This is a genomic window from Rhizobium sp. YTUHZ045 (assembly GCF_051124255.1).
Lineage (GTDB): Bacteria > Pseudomonadota > Alphaproteobacteria > Rhizobiales > Rhizobiaceae > Rhizobium.
On sequence record NZ_CP101432.1, the window covers coordinates 2,632,097 to 2,652,842 of the forward strand.

Below are 20,746 nucleotides of genomic sequence, written 5' to 3' on the forward strand. Positions count from 1 at the left end.
ATGAACAATAGTGCCATCAAGCAGTCGGGCGCCTATCTGGAAATCGTTTCGTTCCACTTGGGCGATCAGGAATTCTGCATCGACATCATGGCTATCCGCGAAATCCGCGGTTGGGCGCCGGTGACGCCGATGCCGCATACCCCGCCCTACGTGTTGGGCCTCATCAACCTGCGCGGCGCGGTGATCCCGGTCATCGACATGGCCTGCCGCCTCGGCATGAAGATGACCGAGCCTTCCGAGCGCTCGGCGATCATCGTCACCGATATCGCGGGCAAGCTGGTCGGTCTGCTGGTCGAGCAGGTTTCCGACATGATGACCATCAAGAGCGAAGACCTGCAGCCGCCGCCGGAAATCATCCCGGAAGCCCAGCGCGCCTTCTGCCGCGGCATCGTCGCACTCGAGAAGACCATGGTCTGCTTCCTCAACCTCGATACGGTCATCGCCGACGAGTTGAACCAGGCGGCTTGATATTCTTTAGATACGGAATTCAAAGGCTCGGCTCGTCCGGGCCTTTCTTGTTTTTCGTCAGAAAGTACGCATGCTTTGCGTGTGCGGCCCCTCACCCCGAAGGACAGAGGCGACGTAGCACACCAAGCCAAGTATGCGGAGACGATGCGGCTTACCCCTTCTCCCCCGCGGAGAGAAGGTGGCGCGAAGGGTCGGATGAGGAGGCGGACGGCACATCAGAAGAAAGGATCTCCAGCCCCTATGGCTTCCCATTCTTCCAAGTCACGCTCTGCCCATAAAGCGGAACGGTCGAGATCGACATCTTCGCCGAACCATCGGTCAATTGGCGCGAATGGGCGAGATAGATCAGCGTGTCGTTGGCCTTGTCGTAGATGCGGTTGACAACCAGCGTCTTCCAGATCAGCGACATGCCCTGGCGGAACACCTCGCTGCCGTCCTTGGAGAGGTCGATGTTGCCGATCTCGATCGGTCCGGTCTGGCGGCAAGCGATCGAATTGTTGGACGGATCTTCGAACCAGTTGCCGTTCTTGAACCGATCGATCAGGCTGCGATCGAAATAGGTGACGTGGCAAGTGATGCCCTTGACCTCCGGGTCGGAGAGTGCCTCGACGATGATGTCGTTGCCGATCCAGTCGACCCCGACCTTGCCGACGACTTCGGCCGAGGCAGCGCCCGCGGAAATAGCGGCGAAGGAAAATGCGGCGAGAAGAAACGTGCGAAGCTTGGTCATGGCGGCTCCCTGGATGATCCGCATTCTAGATAAGCATGCACCTGGGCTTTGCAAGAAATCGCCGTTGTTACGGGGCGTTCAGGCTTTCCGGCAGGTGCAGGGCGCATAGCCACGCGCCGTCAGCCGCCCCGGCGTCATACCGATCACCGCCGGGATCGCTTCCACGGCCTTCGCCTTGACCGCCCTCGCCATCTCGATCGCCGCGGCCGCGCAAACCGCCGCATCCTCGGCGGCATTATGGTGCATGAAGCGCAGCCCGAGATGCTCGGCGATCAGGTTCAGCCGATGCGAGAGGAAATGCGGCCAGATGCGCTGCGCCATCTTCAGGCTGCAGAGATAGGTCAGCTCAGGATAGGATTGCCGGTAGAGATCGAGGCTCGCCCGCCAGACGCTGAAGTCGAATGCCGCATTGTGCGCGATCATCGTCGCGCCGCTGATATCGTCGTAGAACTCGTCCATCACCTCGGGAAATTCAGGCGCATCCTCGACGTGCTCCGGCCGAATTCCGTGGATTGCGATGTTCATGCCGGAAAAGCGCATGTCTCTGGGTCGGATCAGCCGCTCCTCGACGCGCGTCACCCTACCCTCTTCGATCCAGGCAAGCCCCACAGAACAGGCGCTGCCGCGCTGCTCGTTGGCTGTCTCGAAATCGATGGCAATGGTCTTCAAGGGTAAAATCCGAATCGTCTGCCCTACCGGCATAATGTCAGCCGGAGGCGAAGGCAAATCCCGGCCTATTGACATCTGCACGCGGATGGGGAAACTTTCGCGCATGATCAACTCTGTGACGCATACCATGCATCATATCGCCACGACCCCTCCAGGGTACGCGGGAGCGATGGTGCGTCACTAGCCGTCCGATCATCCCGAGAACCCTGCCGAGGCGAGCAGGGTTTTCCAAAAAATCCCGGCTCTCCTCGCTGTAACCCAAGGAGAGATGCCATGCCTGAAAACGAAGAGAATGAACCCCGCGGCCGGGCGCCCCTGCCCGACGGTGTCGTCGTGCGAGCCGTGCGTCTTTCCGACGCCGAAGAGATCACTGATCTTATAAATTTACCGGGCTATCGGGCCGGCACGCTGAGGCCGCCTTACCAGCGGATTGAGGAGGTCCGCAAGAACATGGAAAACCCGTCGGCGGGCGCGCTCAACCTTGTCGTGACTCTAAATGGCAAGATCGTCGGCAATTGCGGCCTCAACCGCCTTAGCGGCCGTCGCCAGCACGTCGCCAGCCTCGGCATGGGCGTGCATGACGACTTCACCGGTCGCGGATTCGGCCGCATCCTGCTTGGCGCGATGGTCGATGCAGCCGACGACTGGCTCGACATCAAGCGGCTCGAACTGACCGTATATACCGACAACGCGGCTGCGATCGCTCTCTACGAGAAGTTCGGCTTCGAAAAGGAAGGGCATCTGCGTGCTTTCGGATATCGCGCCGGACACTATGCCGATGCCTATACGATGGCGCGGCTGAGGACCTGAGTCGGACGGGTCTATCCGCATCCCTCGTCGTGCTTGGTCTTGCCCGGCTTATCCGGAGCATTGGCAACGGGCGCAGCAGATCCTCGCACAAGGCCGAGGCAACGCCGAACAGGATGCGGGCATTCTGACGCCGGCTTCCTCACCCGCCAATCAGCGCCAGCCACTCATCCTCATCCATCGTCTGGACGCCGAGTTCGCGCGCCTTGTCGAGCTTCGAGCCGGCGCCGGGACCGGCAACGACGATGTCGGTCTTCTTCGATACCGATCCCGCGACCTTGGCGCCGAGGCTTTCGGCCCTTGCCTTCGCCTCGTCGCGGGTGAATTTTTCGAGCGAGCCGGTGAAGACCACGGTCTTGCCAGCCACAGGACTGCCCGTCGTCACCGGTTGCTCGGCCGCTGCGGGCGTCACTTCTTCAAGCAGACGGCCGATCACTTCGATGTTGCGCGGCTCCTTGTAGAACTCGACAATCGCGCGCGCCACGACCTCACCGATACCCTCGATGGCGTTGAGATCGTTCCAGGCGTCGCCGGAAAGCGGTGCGGCCTCCTTCATCGCGGTCGCAAAGGCTTCATAGGTGCCGTAGGAGCGCGCCAAGAGTTTTGCCGTGGTTTCACCGACATGGCGAATGCCGAGCGCATAGATGAAACGGTGGAGCGCAATGCTGCGCCGCTCGTTGATCGCCGCATAGAGCTTGCCGACGCTGACCTTGCCGAAGCCGTCGATATTCTCCAGCTTGGTCAGCGACTGCGCCTGGCGCTTCTCCAAGGTGAAGATATCGGGCGCCGTGCGGATCTGCAGGGACGCATCTTCATTTTCGAAGAAGAAGTCGATCTGCTTCGAACCGAGCCCCTCGATATCGAAGGCGTTGCGCGAAACGAAATGCTTCAGATGCTCCGTCGCCTGCGCCCGGCAGATGAAGCCGCCCGTGCAGCGGCGCACCGAATCCATCTTGCCGGTCTTCTCATTGACCTCGCGCACCGCATGCGAGCCGCAGACCGGGCAGGTCTTGGGAAAATCATATGGCTTCGCCTCGGCGAGACGCTTTTCCATCACCACGTCGAGGATCTGCGGAATGACATCGCCGGCGCGCTGGACGATGACGGTATCGCCCTCGCGAATATCGTGCTCCTTCGGCCGGATGCGCTCGCCGCTATTGCCGATGCCCTTGATGTAGTCCTCATTGTGCAGTGTCGCGTTGGTGACGACGACGCCGCCGACCGTGATCGGCTTCAGCCGGGCCACAGGCGTCAGCGCACCGGTCCGGCCGACCTGGATCTCGATCTTCTCGACCTCGGTGAAGGCCTGCTCGGCCGGGAATTTATGCGCCGTCGCCCACCGCGGGCTTCGCGAGCGGAAGCCGAGGCGCTGCTGCAGTTCCAGGCTGTCGACCTTGTAGACGACGCCGTCGATATCGTAATCGAGATCCGGGCGCTTGAGGCCGATCTCGTCGTAATGCGCCAGGATGTCGGCGACCGAATTCAGCCGCTTCATCAACGGATTGACCGGGAAGCCCCAGTCCTTGAAGGTCTGCACCATGCCGAATTGCGTGTCGGCCGGCAGGTCCGACATCTCGCCCCAGGCATAGGCGAAGAATTTCAGCTTGCGGCTCGCCGTCACCTTGGCGTCGAGTTGGCGCAGCGATCCCGCCGCCGTGTTGCGCGGATTGACATAGGTCTGCTTGCCCTCCGCTTCCATCTGGCGGTTGAGCGCCAGGAAATCGCTCTTGGCCATATAAACCTCGCCGCGGATTTCCACGACTGCGGGGACATCCTTCGGCAGCTGGTTGGGAATTTCGGATATGGTGCGGATGTTGGCGGTGACGTTTTCCCCCGCGGTGCCGTCACCGCGCGTCGCAGCCGTCGTCAGTCTCCCGTTCTCGTAGCGGATCGACATCGATAGCCCATCGATCTTCGGTTCGGCGGTAAAAGCGATCGACTGGTCCGGCAGTCGGCCGAGGAAGCGATAGACCCCGGCGACGAAATCCTGCACGTCCTCCTGTGAGAACGTGTTGTCGAGCGACAGCATCGGCCGCGCGTGGACGACGGGCGAGAAGGTGACCGAGGGCGCAGCACCGACCCGTCGCGACGGGCTGTCCTCACGGATCAGCTCGGGAAACTGCGCTTCCAGCGCATCGTTGCGGCGCTTCAGCGCATCGTAATCGGCATCTGAAATCTCCGGCTGGTCCTTGCCGTGATAGAGCGCGTCGTGGTGCGCGATCTCCCTTGCCAGCCGCTCGAGCTCGGCGGCAGCCTCTTCGATCGTTAACGTGTCGATGGCGGAACCTTCGGTGGACATGGAACATCACTCCAGAGAATCTGGCCAGAAATCTGCATTGTTTTTAGAGCAAAATCGCCGGATGAAAAGAGAGGCTGCTTACCCTGACCAGTGAGGACTGCCTACCAGCCTATTCCCAATCCAAGGCGTTGCGCAGCCGGATGCCGCTGACATGCAGTCCGCTGTTCCACAGGCCTTTCAGCGGCTGAAAACTGTCGACCACCCGCAGTTCCACTCCGCGCGGCATGAATTCCCGGTCGAGCCGCGAAATGGCGGTACATTCGATCGGAACTATACGCCGGCGAGCCACCCACATGCCCGCATCGCCGAGCTCCTCGAAACCTTCGGCCGGCAGCGCGTAACGATAAACTGTCACCGCCGAGAGCCGTTCCAGCCAACGACGCTCGACATAGGCTGCTGCCCGGCAACCTGCAAGCCAATGCCGCCTCTCGGCTTCCGGCGTCTCGGACGTGGCCCAGATCAGGATCCGCGGGCAATCTCGCGGAAAGAGATACATGAAGTCATGATCGGCATCGATCGCCCAGACGAGCGGACCGTTCAGCCATTCCTGGCCGGCCGGGCGGATTGAGGGGATGCGAACGGCACGCGGCTCGAACGCTGCGATGCCGGAGTTATCGCTGAAATGGAACAGGCGCATGGCAACGGATCGCCGCTAATCGGAGCAATCGGCATAGCGCGAAGCGGGGTATTTGTCAGCGTGCCGGCTGCGGCAATCAGCCGTTACCGGCCAGCAGCCGCTTCGCCGCCGCCCTCGCCTCTTCCGTCACCGAGGCGCCGGCGAGCATGCGGGCGATCTCCTCGGTGCGATCCTTGTGCGCCATCGTCGCGACGCGCGTGGCGATTTTTTCGGAACCCTCGGCCGCCGGCCCCTTGGAGATCAGCAGATGCGTCGCCGCCCGCGCCGCGACCTGCGGCGCATGTGTGACCGACAGCACCTGGACCCGCTCGGACAGCCGCTTCAGCCGCTGGCCGATCGCATCGGCCACAGCACCGCCGACACCGGTATCGATTTCGTCGAAAACGAGCGTTGGGGCTGAGCCGCGATCGGCGAGCGCCACCTTCAGCGCCAGCAGGAAACGCGACAGCTCACCGCCGGAGGCCACCTTCATGATCGAGCCGGGGCGCGTGCCGGGATTGGTCTGGACATGGAACTCGACGACGTCGATGCCTTCGGGAAGCGCCTCCTGCGCATCCGTGGTGATCTCGACCATGAAACGAGCGCGTTCGAGCTTCAGCGCCGGCAGTTCGGCCATCACGGCGGCAGCCAGCGCAGTGCCTGCCTGATGGCGCTTGTCGGAAAGCGAGCGCGCCGCCGAATCGTAATTCTCTCGCGCCAGACCGACCTCCGCTTCCAGATGCGCCAGCCGCTCCTCGCCTGCGTCAAGATCGGCAAGATCAGCGATCATGCGCATCGCAAGCGCCGGCAGCTCGGTGACGGGCACGGAATATTTGCGCGACGCGGCTCTGAGCGCGAAAAGCCGCTCCTCCACCCGCTCCAGTTCTCTCGGATCGTATTCGGTCTTGCGCAGCGCTGCCTCGACTTCCATCTGCGCATTGGAAAGCTGGTCGAGCGCAGCATCGAGTAGCGTCACGGTGTCTTCGAGCAGCCCGGGCGCTTCATGGCTCTTGCGCTCCAGTCTGCGCACCAGCGAGGCGATATGCGGCACCGGCGAGGCATTGCCGTTCAGGAATTCGGAGGCTTCGGCGATGTCGCCGGCGATTCGCTCCGCCTTCATCATCCTCTGCCTGCTTTCGGCGAGTTCGTCCTCCTCGCCGTCCTGTGGCGAGAGTTTCTCCAGCTCTGCCACAGAGGAACGCAGATAGTCAGCCTCGCGCGCCGCACTTTCCACCTTCTCGCGATGCTTTTTCAGCGTCCGTTCGCTGTCGCGCCAAATACGATACAGGCGGGAGACCTCAGCAACCTCATCGGTGAGGCCGGCAAAGGCATCGAGCAGGTTGCGATGGGCATTCGTGTCGACAAGAGCGCGATCATCGTGCTGGCCGTGGATCTCGACCAGCATCTGGCCGGCCTGGCGCATCAGTTGCACACTCACCGGTTGATCGTTGACATAGGCCTTGGTGCGACCATCGGCCGATTGCTGACGGCGGAAGATCAGGTCGCCCTCGTCGTCGATGCCGTTTTCACGCAGGAGCACCCGCGCCCCGTGGTCGATGCCGACGTCGAACACCGCCGTCACCTGACCCCTGTCTTCGCCATGGCGCACCAGACCGCCATCGCCGCGCCCGCCGAGCGCCAGCGAAAGACTGTCGAGCAGGATGGATTTGCCCGCGCCGGTCTCGCCCGTCAGCACGGACAGACCGGTCTCGAAGGCAAGATCCAGCCGCTCGATCAGGACGATATCGCGGATCGAAAGCTGGATCAGCATGGGACTTAGGAACCGAGCAGGAGTTTCTTGCCTGCCGCAGCGATCCAGGAGCCCTTGTTCTCACGCGGCTCGGCGCCACCTGTCTGCAGCAGCTTGTAGGAATCGGCGTACCACTGGCTGTCCGGATAGTTGTGACCAAGAACGGCTGCCGCGGTCTGCGCCTCGTCGACGATACCCATGGCGTAATAAGCCTCGACGAGACGGGCCAAGGCCTCCTCGATCTGGTTCGTATTCGGATATTTCTCGACGACGATGCGGAAACGCGAGATTGCGGCGAGATATTCCTTCCGCTCCATATAGTAGCGGCCGATCTGCATTTCCTTGCCGGCGAGCTGATCACGGGCGTAGCGGATCTTCGCCTGCGCGTCATCGACATATTCGGAGTTCGGGTAGTTGTCGATCACAGCCTGCATCGCCTCGATCGTCTTGGCCGAGGCGCGCTGGTCCTGGGTCACGTCGACGATCTGTTTGGAATAGGTGAGACCGATGAGATACTGCACATAGGCAGCGTCCTGGGACTTCGGATATTGCGACATGTAGCGATTACCCGAGGCAAGCGCATCATCGAGCTTGCCCTGGCGGTATTTGACAAAGGTGCTCATGACCAGCGCCTTGCGCGCCCATTCGGAGAATGGGTTCTCGCGATCGATTGCATCGAACTTGCGCGCTGCTTCCGCCATGTTGCCCGCCTTCATATTGGCAAGGCCCTGGGTGTAGAGCACGTCAGGCGGATCGGTTTCGAGGCCAAGCTTGGTGATGTCGATATCGGGATCCGACTGGCAGCCGGAGATCGAGGCGCCTGCGCTCAGCACCAGAAGCGATGCGAACAAAGCGCGCGCTGTCTTCATCATACCTTCAGATCCTGCATAAGCCATTCAAAAGAACCCCAATGCCGCCGCTCGCTCCACGACAGCCACGCCTCGCCGGCGTTTCTAGCCACAAATGTGCATCAAGAGCAACGCAATGATAAGGCATTAACGCATTTTTGTGGCAGCCGCCGCCGGATTGGCCGGCTTTTCACCTTCTTGCCGACCTGTGGCAGCTAAGCAACTGCGAGAAAATGCCTATCACCACAGACTCGGGCCGACATAAAAAAACCGCCTCCGGGAAGAGGCGGCCTGGTCTTGAGAATATGCTGGAGGTCATGCCGACCAGGGAGCGAATTCCGAAGCGTTGACGGCGATCAGTTCACGAGCGGCGACGCGCTGGCGCGGCGTCGAGGTCTCGACCACCTCGTAGGCGGAGGGATCGGCGAGCAGCGCCTTCAAAGCATTGGCATTCATCTTATGGCCGCCACGATAGGATCGGTAGCAACCGATGAACTGGACGCCAGCGAGAGACAGGTCGCCAACGGCATCAAGCGTCTTGTGGCGAACAAACTCGTCCTTGGCATATCGCAGGCCTTCGACATTGATGACGGTATTGTCGTCCGAGATGACGACGGAATTTTCAAGCGAAGAACCGAGCGCATGGCCCGATGCCCAGAGACGTTCAACATCACGCATGAAGCCGAAGGTGCGGGCGCGGGAAAGTTCGGATTTAAAGACGGCGGCGTTTAGGTCGCCGGCCCACTTTTGCCGGCCGATCAGCGGGCATTCGAAATCGATCTCGACTTCGAAGCGCGTGCCGTCATAGGGACGGAATTCGCTCCAGGAGCCGCCGTGCTCGATCCGCACCGGCTTGGTGATGCGGATATAGCGACGCTTGACGCCGAGCGAGATGAGACCGGCCTGCTCGATCGCTTCGACGAAAGGCAGCGAACTGCCGTCCATGATGGGCATTTCTGCGCCCTGCACCTCAATGAGGACATTGTCGAGGCCGAGCGCATAGACGGCGGCCATGACATGTTCGATCGTCGCGATTGAATGCGTGGGTGAGAAGCCGAGCACCGTGCAGAGGTCTGTATTGCCGACCTGCGAGGAGACGGCCTTCAGTTCGGTGATGTCGCCATTATCATGCAGGCGCTGGAAAACGACGCCAGTGTCCGCTTCGGCCGGGTTCAGCGTGATCGAGACATTCGCGCCCGAATGAACGCCGATGCCCGAGAGCGTCACCGGACGCGATACCGTCGTTTGAAAACCCAGCAAGCCAATAGCCATAAAATCTGCCTTTATTTTTCCGCTCCAGCGGTTGGTGCCACGGCGCGGTTATCATTCTTTCTGCAGAAAGAGCCTCGTCTAGACGACTCCCAGCGCAGTTTTCTTGCGCCATATTTACGTGCGCCGGCGCTCCAATCCAAATCACTGTTTCTTTCGTTTTGTTACGAAGTCACACGATTGATATCGCTCAGGAATTCTCGGCCGAAAACAGCAATGCCCGGGACCTGGATCCCGGGCATGAACGGTGCCGAAGCCCGCGATATTTCAGTTCGACTGGCGGCGCAGGAATGCCGGAATTTCCAGCTGATCGTCTTCCTGCATCATGCGAGCCTGCGGAACTGCACGACCCTGATCGTCGAGATTGCCGCGGCGTGGCGCATAGAGGCTTGCCTCCGGCGACAACGGACGGCGCTGCTGTGATGCGGCTGGCGGCGCGGCGGTCATGTCGGCGGCAACCGCGTCATCGTCGCGGCGGCCAAGCGAATTGGTGATTCGCTTGAGCAAGCCCATCGGGCCGCGCTCTTCCTGCTGATGCGCCGAAGCCGGCTGCGTGCGGTGGTCAAGTTCAGCCTGGACGACCGGCGGGAAATCCTCGACCTTCGGCATGCGCACCGCTTCAGCCGCCTGCCGGATAATCGGCTCCTGTCGGATCGGCTGCTGCTGGATGGGCTGCTGCTGGACGGGCTGGCTCATCACCGGCTGGCTTATTACCGGCTGGCTCATTACCGGCGCCGGAGCCTGCTGCTGCACCTGAGGACGCATGGCCGGAGCTTCCGGTGCAGGCGCGAAGATCTTGCTCTGCGGACGGAAGACTTCCTGCTGCGCAGCAGGCTGCTGGACGGGGGCGCTGGCACGCGGGGCCGGAATTTCGAGCTCACGTTCCATCTCGGATTGGCGGATGGTTTGCGCGATCGGATCGATGGCCTTCGGTGCCTGCATCACCGGCGCAGGCTGAACTGCGGCCGCTGCCGGAGCAACAGCCGCGGAGGGACGGATAGCGGGCCTGGCGGCCGGCTGGAAGTTGCGCTCGGCGGCTTCGCTGATCGCCCGGTCGATACCGGTCGCGACGACCGAGACGCGGATGATGCCTTCGAGCGATTCGTCGAAGGTGGCGCCCAGGATGATGTTGGCGTCCGGATCGACTTCTTCGCGGATGCGGGTCGCAGCTTCGTCGACTTCGAAGAGGGTGAGGTCGCGGCCGCCGGTGATGGAGATCAGCAGGCCCTGGGCACCCTTCATCGAGGTTTCGTCGAGCAACGGGTTGGCGATTGCCGCTTCGGCTGCCTGCAACGCGCGGCCGGCGCCGGAGGCCTCGCCGGTGCCCATCATCGCACGGCCCATTTCACGCATCACCGAGCGGACGTCGGCGAAGTCGAGGTTGATGAGGCCTTCCTTCACCATCAGGTCGGTGATGCAGGCAACGCCGGAATAGAGAACCTGGTCGGCCATGGCGAAAGCGTCGGCGAAGGTCGTCTTGTCGTTGGCAATGCGGAAGAGGTTCTGGTTCGGAATGACGATCAGCGTGTCGACAGACTTCTGCAGTTCCTGGATGCCCATCTCGGCCAGGCGCATGCGGCGGCCGCCTTCGAAATGGAACGGCTTGGTGACGACGCCGACCGTCAGGATGCCCTTGTTGCGGGCGGCCTGCGCGACGACGGGAGCAGCACCGGTGCCGGTGCCGCCGCCCATGCCGGCGGTGACGAAGCACATATGCGTGCCGTTCAGGTGATCGATGATCTCGTCGATGCACTCTTCGGCGGCCGCGCGGCCGACTTCCGGCTGCGAGCCGGCGCCGAGGCCTTCGGTGACGTTGGCGCCGAGCTGGATGATGCGCTCGGCCTTCGTCATCGTCAGCGCCTGCGCATCCGTGTTGGCAACGACGAAGTCGACGCCCTGGAGGCCTGCGGTGATCATGTTGTTGACGGCGTTGCCGCCGCCGCCGCCGACGCCGAACACGGTGATGCGCGGCTTCAGCTCTGTGATGTCAGGCTTTTGCAGCTTGATGGTCATGGTACCTGTTCCTTCTCTCTCTGGCCGCATCGCCACGCCGGCCAATTACGCAAATTTCAGAAGCTTTCCTTCAGCCACTGGCCCATGCGGGCTATGCGGCTGTTATTTCCCCCAAGCGACATGAGCAGACCGCTCTGTGACGCATGTGTCTCCATGTCCGCGACCTGCGGATAGATCATCAGGCCGACGGCCGTCGAAAAGGCCGGGCCTTTGGCCGCCGTCGGCAGTCCCGAGACGCCCATCGGACGGCCGATGCGGACGTTGCGGGCCAGAATGCGCCGCGCCACCTCGGCAAGGCCGGTCAGCTGGCTCGCGCCTCCCGTCAGCACGACGCGTTTTCCGACGATCGGGCTGAAGCCGGAACGCTGGATACGGTCGCGGATCAGTTCCATCGTCTCTTCGATTCGGGCCGATACGATCCGCGAAACGAGCGCCCGCGGCACCTGCGACGGCTGGTCGCGATCGTCCTCGCCGATCGGCGGTATCGAGATCAGCTCGCGTTCATCGGAGGAATTCAAGAGCGCGGAGGCATGCACGACCTTCAGCCGCTCGGCATCCTCGATGCGGGTCGAAAGGCCGCGGGCGAGGTCGGTGGTGACATGATGGCCGCCGAGCCCGACGGCATCGGTATGAACGAGCTTGCCTTCGGCAAAGACCGAGATCGTCGTCGTGCCGCCGCCCATGTCGATCGCCGCACAGCCGAGCTCGACCTCGTCGTCGACGAGAGCGGCAAGGCCCGATGCATAAGGCGTCGCGACGATGCCTTCGACAGAAAGATGCGCGCGATTGACGCTAAGCTCGAGGTTCTTCAGTGCCGAGCGCTCCGCGGTCACGACATGCATGTCGACGCCGAGCGCATCGCCGTACATTGCCAGCGGGTCACGAATGCCGCGCTCGCCGTCGAGCGAGAAGCCGGTCGCCAGCGAATGCAGCACCGAGCGGTCCTGGCGCAGCGATTGCTGGCAGGCAGCCGAGAGCACTTTCTTGAGGTCGTTAAGCTCGACTTCCTGACCGCCGAGATCAATCGTCGCGGTGTAGATGTCGCTGCCAAGGCGGCCGGCCGTCAGGTTGACGATCAGGCTCTCGACGGTCAGCCCGGCCATGCGTTCAGCCGCGTCGACCGCCAGCCGAATGACGCCTTCCAGCGCATCGAGATCGGCGATGACGCCGGTCTTGATGCCGCGGGAGCGCTGATGGCCGATGCCGATGATCTCGATATTGTGCGTGCGGCCCGGCAGGATCTGGCTTTCCTCGCGCGGCGTCAGCCGGCCGATCATGCAGACGACCTTGGTCGAGCCGATGTCGAGCACCGAAACGACATGCGACCGCTTCGACGAAAGCGGCTTCAGGCGCGGCAATCCGAAATGGGATGAACCGAACAAGCTCATATATTCTGCCCCGCCTTCTTCAATTCCTTGGTACGCTCCGTTACCGCCGCCTGCCGGCGGACCGCCGCTTCCGGCGTCAGCTGGATCGCGGTCCTGTCGGGCAATCTCAGATCGACGGCGGCGATGTCCCGCTCCAGGAGCTGATGCTCCTTGTCGAACTTCGAAAGCGTCGCCAGCGCCTGATCGATGCCGTCTTCCGGCAGCTTGACGATGACGCCGTTATCCATGTGCAGATCCCAACGACGGCCCGATATCCAGACATAGGCCTTCACGCGGGCCTTCACGTCGGGCCACTTCGCGAAGGCGTCGCCGAGCGAAGCTGCCGCAGTCTCGGCGTCGCGGCCGACGACGAGCGGCAGCGACGAAAACTTGTTGTCGCGAAGCGGCGCAATGACGCTGCCGTTCTTCTCGATCAGCGAAAGCTCCTGCCCGTGCTGCCAGATCGCATAGGCCTCACGCTCCTTGAGCTTCACTTCGATTGTCCTCGGATAGACCTTTCGAACCTCGACATTCTCGACCCAGGGAAGGTGAGCGATCTTGCGCCGGGCCGCATCGACGTCGAGTGCGACCAGTGAGGTCGTGCCGTCGAGGCCGATCAGCTGCAGGATCTCGATTTCGGAGGTTTCCGCATTGCCGGAGACTTTCACGTCCTCGATCGCAAAACCTGCGGCCGTCGTCGTGGCCTGCGCGACGGCTTCGGTGTGACCGCCGAGCGACATACCGTAGAGGCCGGTCGCAGCCAAAAAGGCAAGCGCCGACACCGTCCCGGTATGGGCCGGAATGTAAATGCGGCCGCTACCGAGGCTGATCAAGAAACGAGTGACGCGGCGCAGCGGACGCGGCAGCACGAATCGCTCTTCGGCTTCCACGATCGGAAGCACAGCATGATGGCTGGGGCGCCCTATCCTCTTGACCGTCAACGCAAACAAGACGCGTCCTCCACCATCCACCGGAGAAACTCACCAAAGGAATAACCGGCATGACCGGCCATTTCGGGCACGAGCGAGGTAGGAGTCATGCCTGGCTGGGTATTGACCTCCAGCCAGATGATTTCGCCGTCTTCGGAGAAACGATCGTCGTAACGAAAGTCGGACCGACTGACGCCGCGACAACCGATTGCCTGATGCGCCCTTAGCGCCAATGTTTGTATTTTTTGGTAAATATTCGGTGAAATTTTAGCCGGGATGACGTGTTTTGAACCGCCCGCAGCATACTTGGAATCGTAATCATAAAAATTGTGTCCCTGCGGCACCACCTCCGTGACACCGAGCACATTCTCGCCCATGACACCGCAGGTGAGCTCACGGCCATAGACATAGCGCTCGACCAGCACCTCTTCGCCATAGCGCCATTCGGGCGAACTGACGACCTGCGGCGGATGCGTCTGATCTTCGGTGACGATCACGACGCCGAAGCTCGACCCTTCACGCACCGGCTTCACCACATAGGGCGGCTTCATCGGATGCACCGAAGGAAAAGCGAAACGATTGATGACCTGCGATTCGGCGACCGGAATGCCGGCGGCAGCGGCAACAAGCTTCGCCTTTTCCTTGTCCATCGCCAGAGCCGAGGCAAGCACGCCCGAATGCGTATAGGGGATCTCGAGATATTCGAGGATACCCTGGATGGTGCCATCCTCCCCGAAGGGCCCATGCAGCGCATTGAAGATGACATCGGGCTTCAGCGCCGCGAGCCTCTCGGAGACGTCGCGCGCCACGTCGATGCACGTCACCTTGAAGCCTTCGGCTTCGAGGGCCTCTGCGCAAGCCTTTCCCGAGGAAAGGCTGACAGGCCTTTCCGAGGAAAATCCGCCCATCAGGACAGCGACATGCTTGCGACTCATCAACACCCCCAAAAATAACTTCCACTTTTGAAATCGACGCTTGCGCGAAGCTGTCTGCGTCGTTCGCGCCTTTGCCGGGCCTCACATGCATTAGAGCATCATTATGGTTAATGAAGTGTTTACTTTCGTTAACTGTTAGCCCGGAGTTTTGCGGCCTTTTAACTTTTGCTCATTGTGCAACCATTCCCTTCGCGCCCGGGAAATGAACCCGAGCGGAATCGAAAAAGTTCATTTATTCAACGACATATCCAATCGCGCTCAGTCGCGATGGAATCAGTCAACAGAATCGGGTGTCATCTCTCAGCCGGATACCGGCAACAGTGAGGCGGCGGCCAGCGTCTCGATTTGATTAATGCAAAGGGTCTCGGCGCGGGCGTCACCGCTTTTCTATTGATGCCGATATCACTTCCGGCTAGCGAAGACGCATGGGTGAGCAGGGAGAAAATCATGCGATGCCTCGTCACCGGCGCAGCCGGCTTCGTCGGTAGTCCGCTTGTCAAACGACTGCACATAGACAAAACTTGCGAGCTCGTGGCGACCACGAGATCCCAGGCCTCTCCCTTTCCGCCTGAGGTAGCGCATTTTCCGATTGAAATTACCGACGGAACCGATTGGACAGCCGCGCTTGAAGGCGTCGACGTCATCGTCCATCTCGCCGCCCGCGTTCACATCATGAACGACCGCGCAGCCGATCCGCTAGCGGAGTTCCGCCGGGTCAACACCGCCGCCGCGCTCAATCTCGCCGAACAAGCCGCCCACGCCGGCGTGCAGAGGTTCGTCTTCATCAGCACCATCAAGGTCAACGGAGAAGAGACCGACCGGCCGTTCCGGCACGACGACAGGCCGAACCCAATCGATCCCTACGGCATTTCGAAACTGGAATGCGAGATCGGCCTGCGCGAAATCGCAGCGCGCACCGGCATGGAAGTCGTCATCATCCGCCCGCCGCTGGTTTATGGTCCCGGCGCACGCGGCAACTTCGCGCTGCTCGTCCATCTTGTCCGCAGGAAATTGCCGCTCCCCTTCGCTTCGCTAAAGAACCGCCGCACATTGGTCGCAGTGCAAAATCTCGTCGATCTGATCATCGCCTGCATGGACCATCCCGCCGCTGCGGGCGAGACTTTCCTTGCTGGAGATGGCGAGGACCTCTCGACGCCTGATCTCATCAGGGGAATTGCCGCGGGGCTGGGCGTCAAGCCGATGCTGGTCCCCTTCCCGCCTGCACTGCTGCACATGGCGGCAAAGGCACTCGGGAAGGAAGCCGTCTATCAGCGCCTCTGTGGTTCGCTGCAGGTCGACATATCCCGAGCGCGCGACGTTCTCGGCTGGTCACCCGTCGTCACCCCGCGCGAAGGCCTCAAACAGGCAGTGGAATAGCTTATTCGCTCGTCACGCCCTGGAACGGGCGCACTTCCCGGCCGGGCATGAAGACGCCGAGGCGCTTGATCTCCCATTCGAGCTTGATGCCGTCTTTCTCGAAGACCTCACGGCGCACCTGCTCTCCGAGATATTCGAGATCGTAGCCCGTCGCCTGGCCCATGTTGATCATGAAGTTGCAGTGAAGCGACGACATCTGTGCGCCGCCGATCACGAGGCCGCGGCAGCCTGCCTCATCGATCAGCTTCCAGGCCGAATGGCCCGGCGGGTTCTTGAAGGTCGAGCCGCCGGTTTTCTCACGCACCGGCTGCACCGTCTCGCGGTGATTGCGCACAGCGTCCATTTCGGCGCGAATCTGGGCGCGATCTTCCGGATAGCCCTCGAACAGCACCGAAGTGAAGATCAGATCGGCGGGTGCCTTTGAATGCCGGTAGGAATAGCCCATCTCTGCATTGGAAAGCACATGCTTGTTGCCCTTGCGGTCGACGGCGTTCACCTCGATTAGCCGCTCACGCGTCTCGACGCCGTTCGCCCCGGCATTCATGCGCGCCGCGCCGCCGATGCCGCCCGGTATGCCATAGAAGAAATGAAAGCCGCCGATGCCATTGTCCATCGCCATCGCCGCGACATGCTTGTCCGGGCAGATGGCGCCGGCAAGGATGCGGTTTTCACCGGCCAGTTCGACGAAGCCGAAGCCCTTGGCCGACAGGCGCAGCACCACGCCGGGAATGCCGCCGTCGCGCACCAGGATATTGGAGCCAACGCCGACCACCGTCAGCGGCACCTCTTCCGGCAATATCTTCAGGAAGGCAATGAGATCGTCGACGTCATGCGGCTGGAACATCAGTTCGGCCAGACCCCCGGCCCTGAACCAGGTGACGCGATCCATGGGGGCATCCGGCGTGATACGGCCGCGGATATCCTTTACACCGTCTCCGAGAGACGCGAGAAGCTTTTCCCCATTCACCTGTTTCATGCGGACTTTCCCGATAGGCCTTCCAGTTGCTTGGGCAGTGCTGCTGCCCATGATGTGATGCTCCCAGCCCCCAACAGAACCACGAAATCGCCAGGCTTTGCAACCTCCGCAACCATTTGCGGCAGAAGCTCCGCCGAAGCGAGGAAGCGGGCGTCGCGATGGCCGCCGGATTTGATGCGCGAGACGAGCGATATCGAGTCGATACCTTCGATCGCATCCTCGCCCGCCGCATAAACGGGCGCAAGGAAGATGCTGTCGGCGTCGTTGAAGCAGGCGGCGAATTCCTCGAACAGACTCGCGAGACGCGTGTAACGGTGCGGCTGATGGACGGCGACGATGCGCCCCTTGCAGGCCTCGCGGGCCGCCTTCAGCACCGCCTTGATCTCGACTGGATGGTGGCCGTAATCGTCGAAGATCTGCACGCCGTTCCATTCGCCGGTCAGCGTGAAGCGGCGCTTGACGCCGCCGAAGGAGGCAAGCCCCTTGGCGATAGCCTCGCTCGATATGCCGAGCCGGTTGGCGACCGCGATCGCCGCCGTGGCGTTCGATATATTGTGGCGGCCGGGCATGGGCATGACCAGCCCCTTGAGCTCGGTCCTCTGGCCGGTGCGGCGGCGGCGGATCTCGACGTCGAAAATCGAGCGCGTGCCGTCGATGCGCACATTCTTGAAACGCACGTCGGCCTGCGGGTTCTCGCCATAGGTGATGATTTTGCGGTCCTCGATCCGGCCGACCAGCGACTGCACCTCGGGATGATCAAGGCACATGACGCCGAAGCCGTAGAACGGCACGTTTTCGACGAACTGCCGGAAGGCGGCGCGCACGGCGTCGAAACTGCCGTAATGGTCGAGATGTTCGGGATCGATATTGGTGATGACGGCGACATCGGCCGGCAGCTTCAGGAAGGTGCCGTCGGATTCGTCGGCCTCGACCACCATCCACTCGCCCTCGCCCATGCGGGCATTGGTGCCGTAGGCGTTGATGATGCCGCCATTGATGACTGTCGGATCGAGCCCGCCAGCCTCGAGCAGGGTGGCGACCAGCGAGGTGGTCGTCGTCTTGCCGTGCGTGCCGCCGATGGCGATCGCATTGCGGAAGCGCATCAGCTCGGCAAGCATTTCGGCGCGGCGCACCACCGGCAGCAGCTTTTCACGCGCGGCGATGAGTTCCGGATTGCTCTTCTTGATCGCCGTCGAAACGACGACGACTTCGGCATCGCCCAGATTTTCGGCGCGATGGCCGACGAAGACCTCAATGCCTTTGTCGCGCAGGCGCTGCACATTGGCGCTGTCTGATTGATCCGATCCCTGCACCTTGTGGCCGAGATTGTGCAGCACTTCGGCAATGCCGCTCATGCCGATGCCGCCAATGCCGATGAAATGGACGAGACCGATCGCCTTCGGCAGTTTCATGCGCGTGTCCTCTTGAATTCCGAGACTGTCTTGCCGGCGGCAATAGCCTCAACCATGTCGGCAAGCAAGTTCGCCGCATCCGGTTTTCCGGCGAGCTTGGCCGCCGCCGCCATGTGCGAAAGCTTGTCCGGATCGTTCATCACATGGCTCAGTATAGAGGCGATGCGTTCAGGCGAAAGCTCCGACTGAGGGATCACCTTCGCTCCGCCAGTCGCAGCCAGCGCGGCGGCGTTTGCCGCCTGATCATGGTCGAGCGCATGCGGATAAGGCACCAGAATGGCCGGGCGTCCGATGACGGAGATTTCCGAGACCGTGGAGGCGCCGGAGCGGCAGATCACCAGATGTGCCCGGGCAAGGCGTTCCGCCATATCGTTGAAAAATGGCGCGATTTCGGCTCCCATCTCCAGCTTGGCGACGCAGCCGCTGACCATCTCCATATCCTCAGGGCGCACTTGCTGAGTCACCCTGAGCCGTGCGCGCAGGCCGTCGTCGAGCAGGCTGATCGCCGTCGGCATGGCCTTGGAAAAATACTGCGCGCCCTGGCTGCCGCCGAAGACCACAAGGTTGAACGGCTCGCCGGGATGCGAGGGCAGGTAGGGCTGCTCGGCTGCGGCAAGGATCGCCGGGCGCACGGGATTGCCTGTTGCAACCGTCTTCTCGGAAAAAGCATCGCCGCTTTCCGGCAGAAAGCCGCCGGCAATCGCCTTGACGCGCGGAGCCAGCGCCTTGTTTGCCCGGCCCATGACCGCATTCTGCTCATGCAGCATCGAGGCAACGCCGAGCCGCGTGGCGGCCAGCAGCGGAGGCACGGTTGGGTAACCGCCGAAGCCGACGACAATCACCGGCTTCAGTCGCTGGATCAGCCTTTTGGCCGCTCGCATGCCGCCCCACAGCGTCCACAGCGAGCGGGCGACGGCGACCGGGTTCCTCGAGCCGATCGTCGCCGACGGCACGACATGGATCTGCTCGGCCGGGAACTTGCCGGCATAACGTTCCGCTCGGCTGTCGGTGACGAGATGCACCGAATAACCACGCTCCTTCAGCTTAAAGGCCAGCGCCTCCGCCGGGAACACGTGGCCGCCGGTCCCCCCGGCGGCAAGCAGCACGATGCCTTTGCTCATGACCTCTACTCCGCGGGCATTCCGTGCGGGACGCGGAAGAGGCTCCGGTCCTGCGCACGTTTTTCCGGGCGATGGCGCGTCAGCGCCAGAATAAAGCCAGCGGTGACGCAGATCGCCACCATGGACGAGCCGCCGTAGGAGATAAGCGGCAGCGTCATGCCCTTTGCCGGCAGCAGCTCGAGGTTGACGCCGATGTTGATGATCGACTGGATGCCCATCTGCAGCACGAGACCGGCGACGGCGAAGCGGTTGAAATCGTTGCGCTCGCGATAGGCATGCGACAGGCCGCGCAGCACCAGCACGGAAAACAGCGCGACGAGCGCCATGCAGAAGACGATGCCGAATTCCTCGGCAGCGACGGAGAAGATAAAGTCGGTATGCGCGTCCGGGATGATGCGCTTCACGATGCCCTCGCCCGGTCCCTGACCAAACCAGCTGCCGCGGATGATCGCCTCACGGGCCGTGTCGATCTGGAACGTGTCGCCCTCGCCGGTCATGAACTTGTCTATGCGCAGCGCAACGTGCGGAAAGACGTAGTAGGCGCCGAGCAGACCGCCGGCGCCGCCGATACCGAGCAACATGATCCAGATCCACGGCATGCCGGCCATGAAGAACATGCCACCCCAGACGGCGGTCGTCAGGATGGTCTGGCCGAGGTCGGGCTGCGCAACGAGCAGCGCGGCGACAATGCCGAACAAGATAATGGCAAAGAGATTGCCGGGGATTTCAGGCTGACGCGCATGCTCGGCAAACAGCCAGGCGCAGACGACGACGAAAGCGGGCTTCATGAATTCCGACGGCTGGATCGAAAGGCCGGCGATCCAGATCCAGCGCCTGCCGCCCTTGACCTCCTGCCCGACGAACAGCACCAGTACCATCATCGCAAGCGAGATGATCAAAAGCAGGATTGCGGTTCGCCGCACCTGGCGCGGCGTCAGGAAGGACAGCCCAAGCATGACGGCGATCGAGGGGATCATGAAGGCCGCATGACGCTTGACGAAGTGGAAGGGTTCGAGCCCGATGCGCTCGGCAACAGCTGGAGATGCCGCAAACGACAGCATGAAGCCGATGCCCATCAGGAAGATGAACATCGCCAGGAAGAAGCGGTCGATGGTCCAGAACCAATCGGCCAGAGGCCCACGTTCCGCGCGGCTTACCAT

At 62.0% G+C, this 20,746-nt stretch carries 18 protein-coding genes; 3 read left to right on the forward strand and 15 right to left on the reverse strand.

The window, feature by feature from the left end:
* Positions 1–468, forward strand: coding sequence for a chemotaxis protein CheW (locus NMA58_RS13310; protein ID WP_011426076.1), 468 nt, complete (start codon positions 1–3; stop codon positions 466–468).
* 238 nt (positions 469–706) lie between these two features.
* On the opposite strand, the gene NMA58_RS13315 is transcribed toward NMA58_RS13310, so the two are convergent.
* Entirely contained in the window at positions 707–1,198 is a 492-nt protein-coding gene (locus tag NMA58_RS13315; protein WP_085780127.1) for a CreA family protein, read from the reverse strand.
* A 78-nt stretch (positions 1,199–1,276) separates the two neighbouring features.
* Positions 1,277–1,867, reverse strand: a complete 591-nt coding sequence (locus NMA58_RS13320; protein ID WP_430958330.1) for a 3'-5' exonuclease — start codon at positions 1,865–1,867, stop codon at positions 1,277–1,279.
* Between the two features lie 273 nt (positions 1,868–2,140).
* Between NMA58_RS13320 and NMA58_RS13325 the strand changes: the two genes are divergently transcribed.
* Positions 2,141–2,677, forward strand: coding sequence for a GNAT family N-acetyltransferase (locus tag NMA58_RS13325; RefSeq protein WP_097597966.1), 537 nt, complete (start codon positions 2,141–2,143; stop codon positions 2,675–2,677).
* 139 nt (positions 2,678–2,816) lie between these two features.
* Here NMA58_RS13325 and ligA read toward each other — a convergent pair whose 3' ends face one another.
* From ligA to NMA58_RS13370, 9 genes are all read right to left on the reverse strand, one after another.
* Complete coding sequence (gene ligA, locus NMA58_RS13330) at positions 2,817–4,973, reverse strand: NAD-dependent DNA ligase LigA (protein ID WP_434710509.1); 2,157 nt, start codon at positions 4,971–4,973, stop codon at positions 2,817–2,819.
* 109 nt (positions 4,974–5,082) lie between these two features.
* Complete coding sequence (locus NMA58_RS13335; protein ID WP_434710511.1) at positions 5,083–5,610, reverse strand: DUF6886 family protein; 528 nt, start codon at positions 5,608–5,610, stop codon at positions 5,083–5,085.
* Positions 5,611–5,686: 76 nt separating this feature from the next.
* Positions 5,687–7,360: a DNA repair protein RecN gene (gene recN, locus NMA58_RS13340; RefSeq protein ID WP_434710513.1), complete on the reverse strand. Its 1,674-nt coding sequence runs from the start codon at positions 7,358–7,360 to the stop codon at positions 5,687–5,689.
* A gap of 5 nt (positions 7,361–7,365) precedes the next feature.
* The gene (locus NMA58_RS13345; RefSeq protein ID WP_170965882.1) at positions 7,366–8,235 is read right to left on the reverse strand and encodes an outer membrane protein assembly factor BamD; all 870 of its coding nucleotides are present in this window, start codon (positions 8,233–8,235) and stop codon (positions 7,366–7,368) included.
* Between the two features lie 267 nt (positions 8,236–8,502).
* Positions 8,503–9,459 carry a UDP-3-O-acyl-N-acetylglucosamine deacetylase gene (gene lpxC / locus NMA58_RS13350; protein WP_085778772.1) on the reverse strand — a complete coding sequence of 319 codons (957 nt, stop codon included), beginning with the start codon at positions 9,457–9,459 and terminating at the stop codon, positions 8,503–8,505.
* Between the two features lie 264 nt (positions 9,460–9,723).
* Positions 9,724–11,469: a cell division protein FtsZ gene (ftsZ, locus tag NMA58_RS13355; RefSeq protein WP_434710516.1), complete on the reverse strand. Its 1,746-nt coding sequence runs from the start codon at positions 11,467–11,469 to the stop codon at positions 9,724–9,726.
* Positions 11,470–11,525: 56 nt separating this feature from the next.
* Positions 11,526–12,857: a cell division protein FtsA gene (gene ftsA / locus NMA58_RS13360; protein ID WP_064803798.1), complete on the reverse strand. Its 1,332-nt coding sequence runs from the start codon at positions 12,855–12,857 to the stop codon at positions 11,526–11,528.
* Positions 12,854–13,786: a cell division protein FtsQ/DivIB gene (locus NMA58_RS13365; RefSeq protein WP_430958326.1), complete on the reverse strand. Its 933-nt coding sequence runs from the start codon at positions 13,784–13,786 to the stop codon at positions 12,854–12,856. Before NMA58_RS13365 ends, ftsA begins: the two co-directional genes overlap by 4 nt.
* Positions 13,774–14,700: a D-alanine--D-alanine ligase gene (locus NMA58_RS13370; protein ID WP_434710518.1), complete on the reverse strand. Its 927-nt coding sequence runs from the start codon at positions 14,698–14,700 to the stop codon at positions 13,774–13,776. Before NMA58_RS13370 ends, NMA58_RS13365 begins: the two co-directional genes overlap by 13 nt.
* 447 nt (positions 14,701–15,147) lie before the next feature.
* Here NMA58_RS13370 and NMA58_RS13375 point away from each other — a divergent pair, with 447 nt between their 5' ends.
* Positions 15,148–16,077, forward strand: a complete 930-nt coding sequence (locus NMA58_RS13375; protein ID WP_434710520.1) for a UDP-glucose 4-epimerase family protein — start codon at positions 15,148–15,150, stop codon at positions 16,075–16,077.
* Between the two features lies 1 nt (position 16,078).
* On the opposite strand, the gene murB is transcribed toward NMA58_RS13375, so the two are convergent.
* From murB to ftsW, 4 genes are read right to left on the reverse strand one after another with little or no spacing between them, the layout of a single operon-like run.
* Complete coding sequence (gene murB, locus NMA58_RS13380; protein WP_064810823.1) at positions 16,079–17,053, reverse strand: UDP-N-acetylmuramate dehydrogenase; 975 nt, start codon at positions 17,051–17,053, stop codon at positions 16,079–16,081.
* The gene (murC, locus tag NMA58_RS13385; RefSeq protein WP_097597959.1) at positions 17,050–18,465 is read right to left on the reverse strand and encodes a UDP-N-acetylmuramate--L-alanine ligase; all 1,416 of its coding nucleotides are present in this window, start codon (positions 18,463–18,465) and stop codon (positions 17,050–17,052) included. The genes murB and murC overlap by 4 nt, the downstream gene beginning before the upstream one ends.
* Complete coding sequence (murG, locus tag NMA58_RS13390; protein WP_434710523.1) at positions 18,462–19,586, reverse strand: undecaprenyldiphospho-muramoylpentapeptide beta-N-acetylglucosaminyltransferase; 1,125 nt, start codon at positions 19,584–19,586, stop codon at positions 18,462–18,464. Before murG ends, murC begins: the two co-directional genes overlap by 4 nt.
* A gap of 5 nt (positions 19,587–19,591) precedes the next feature.
* On the reverse strand, positions 19,592–20,746 hold the full coding sequence (gene ftsW / locus NMA58_RS13395) for a putative lipid II flippase FtsW (protein ID WP_085778779.1): 1,155 nt from the start codon (positions 20,744–20,746) through the stop codon (positions 19,592–19,594).

Bases quoted from the DNA above. Each gene is read 5' to 3' on its own strand.
- ftsZ (WP_434710516.1), bottom strand. From the start codon at position 11,469: ATGACCATCAAGCTGCAAAAGCCTGACATCACAGAGCTGAAGCCGCGC.
- murB (WP_064810823.1), bottom strand. From the start codon at position 17,053: ATGAAACAGGTGAATGGGGAAAAGCTTCTCGCGTCTCTCGGAGACGGT.
- NMA58_RS13370 (WP_434710518.1), bottom strand. From the start codon at position 14,700: ATGAGTCGCAAGCATGTCGCTGTCCTGATGGGCGGATTTTCCTCGGAA.
- ligA (WP_434710509.1), bottom strand. From the start codon at position 4,973: ATGTCCACCGAAGGTTCCGCCATCGACACGTTAACGATCGAAGAGGCT.
- NMA58_RS13310 (WP_011426076.1), top strand. From the start codon at position 1: ATGAACAATAGTGCCATCAAGCAGTCGGGCGCCTATCTGGAAATCGTT.
- NMA58_RS13315 (WP_085780127.1), bottom strand. From the start codon at position 1,198: ATGACCAAGCTTCGCACGTTTCTTCTCGCCGCATTTTCCTTCGCCGCT.
- lpxC (WP_085778772.1), bottom strand. From the start codon at position 9,459: ATGGCTATTGGCTTGCTGGGTTTTCAAACGACGGTATCGCGTCCGGTG.
- NMA58_RS13345 (WP_170965882.1), bottom strand. From the start codon at position 8,235: ATGGCTTATGCAGGATCTGAAGGTATGATGAAGACAGCGCGCGCTTTG.
- NMA58_RS13375 (WP_434710520.1), top strand. From the start codon at position 15,148: ATGCGATGCCTCGTCACCGGCGCAGCCGGCTTCGTCGGTAGTCCGCTT.
- recN (WP_434710513.1), bottom strand. From the start codon at position 7,360: ATGCTGATCCAGCTTTCGATCCGCGATATCGTCCTGATCGAGCGGCTG.
- murG (WP_434710523.1), bottom strand. From the start codon at position 19,586: ATGAGCAAAGGCATCGTGCTGCTTGCCGCCGGGGGGACCGGCGGCCAC.
- ftsW (WP_085778779.1), bottom strand. From the start codon at position 20,746: ATGGTAAGCCGCGCGGAACGTGGGCCTCTGGCCGATTGGTTCTGGACC.
- NMA58_RS13325 (WP_097597966.1), top strand. From the start codon at position 2,141: ATGCCTGAAAACGAAGAGAATGAACCCCGCGGCCGGGCGCCCCTGCCC.
- NMA58_RS13335 (WP_434710511.1), bottom strand. From the start codon at position 5,610: ATGCGCCTGTTCCATTTCAGCGATAACTCCGGCATCGCAGCGTTCGAG.
- ftsA (WP_064803798.1), bottom strand. From the start codon at position 12,857: ATGAGCTTGTTCGGTTCATCCCATTTCGGATTGCCGCGCCTGAAGCCG.
- murC (WP_097597959.1), bottom strand. From the start codon at position 18,465: ATGAAACTGCCGAAGGCGATCGGTCTCGTCCATTTCATCGGCATTGGC.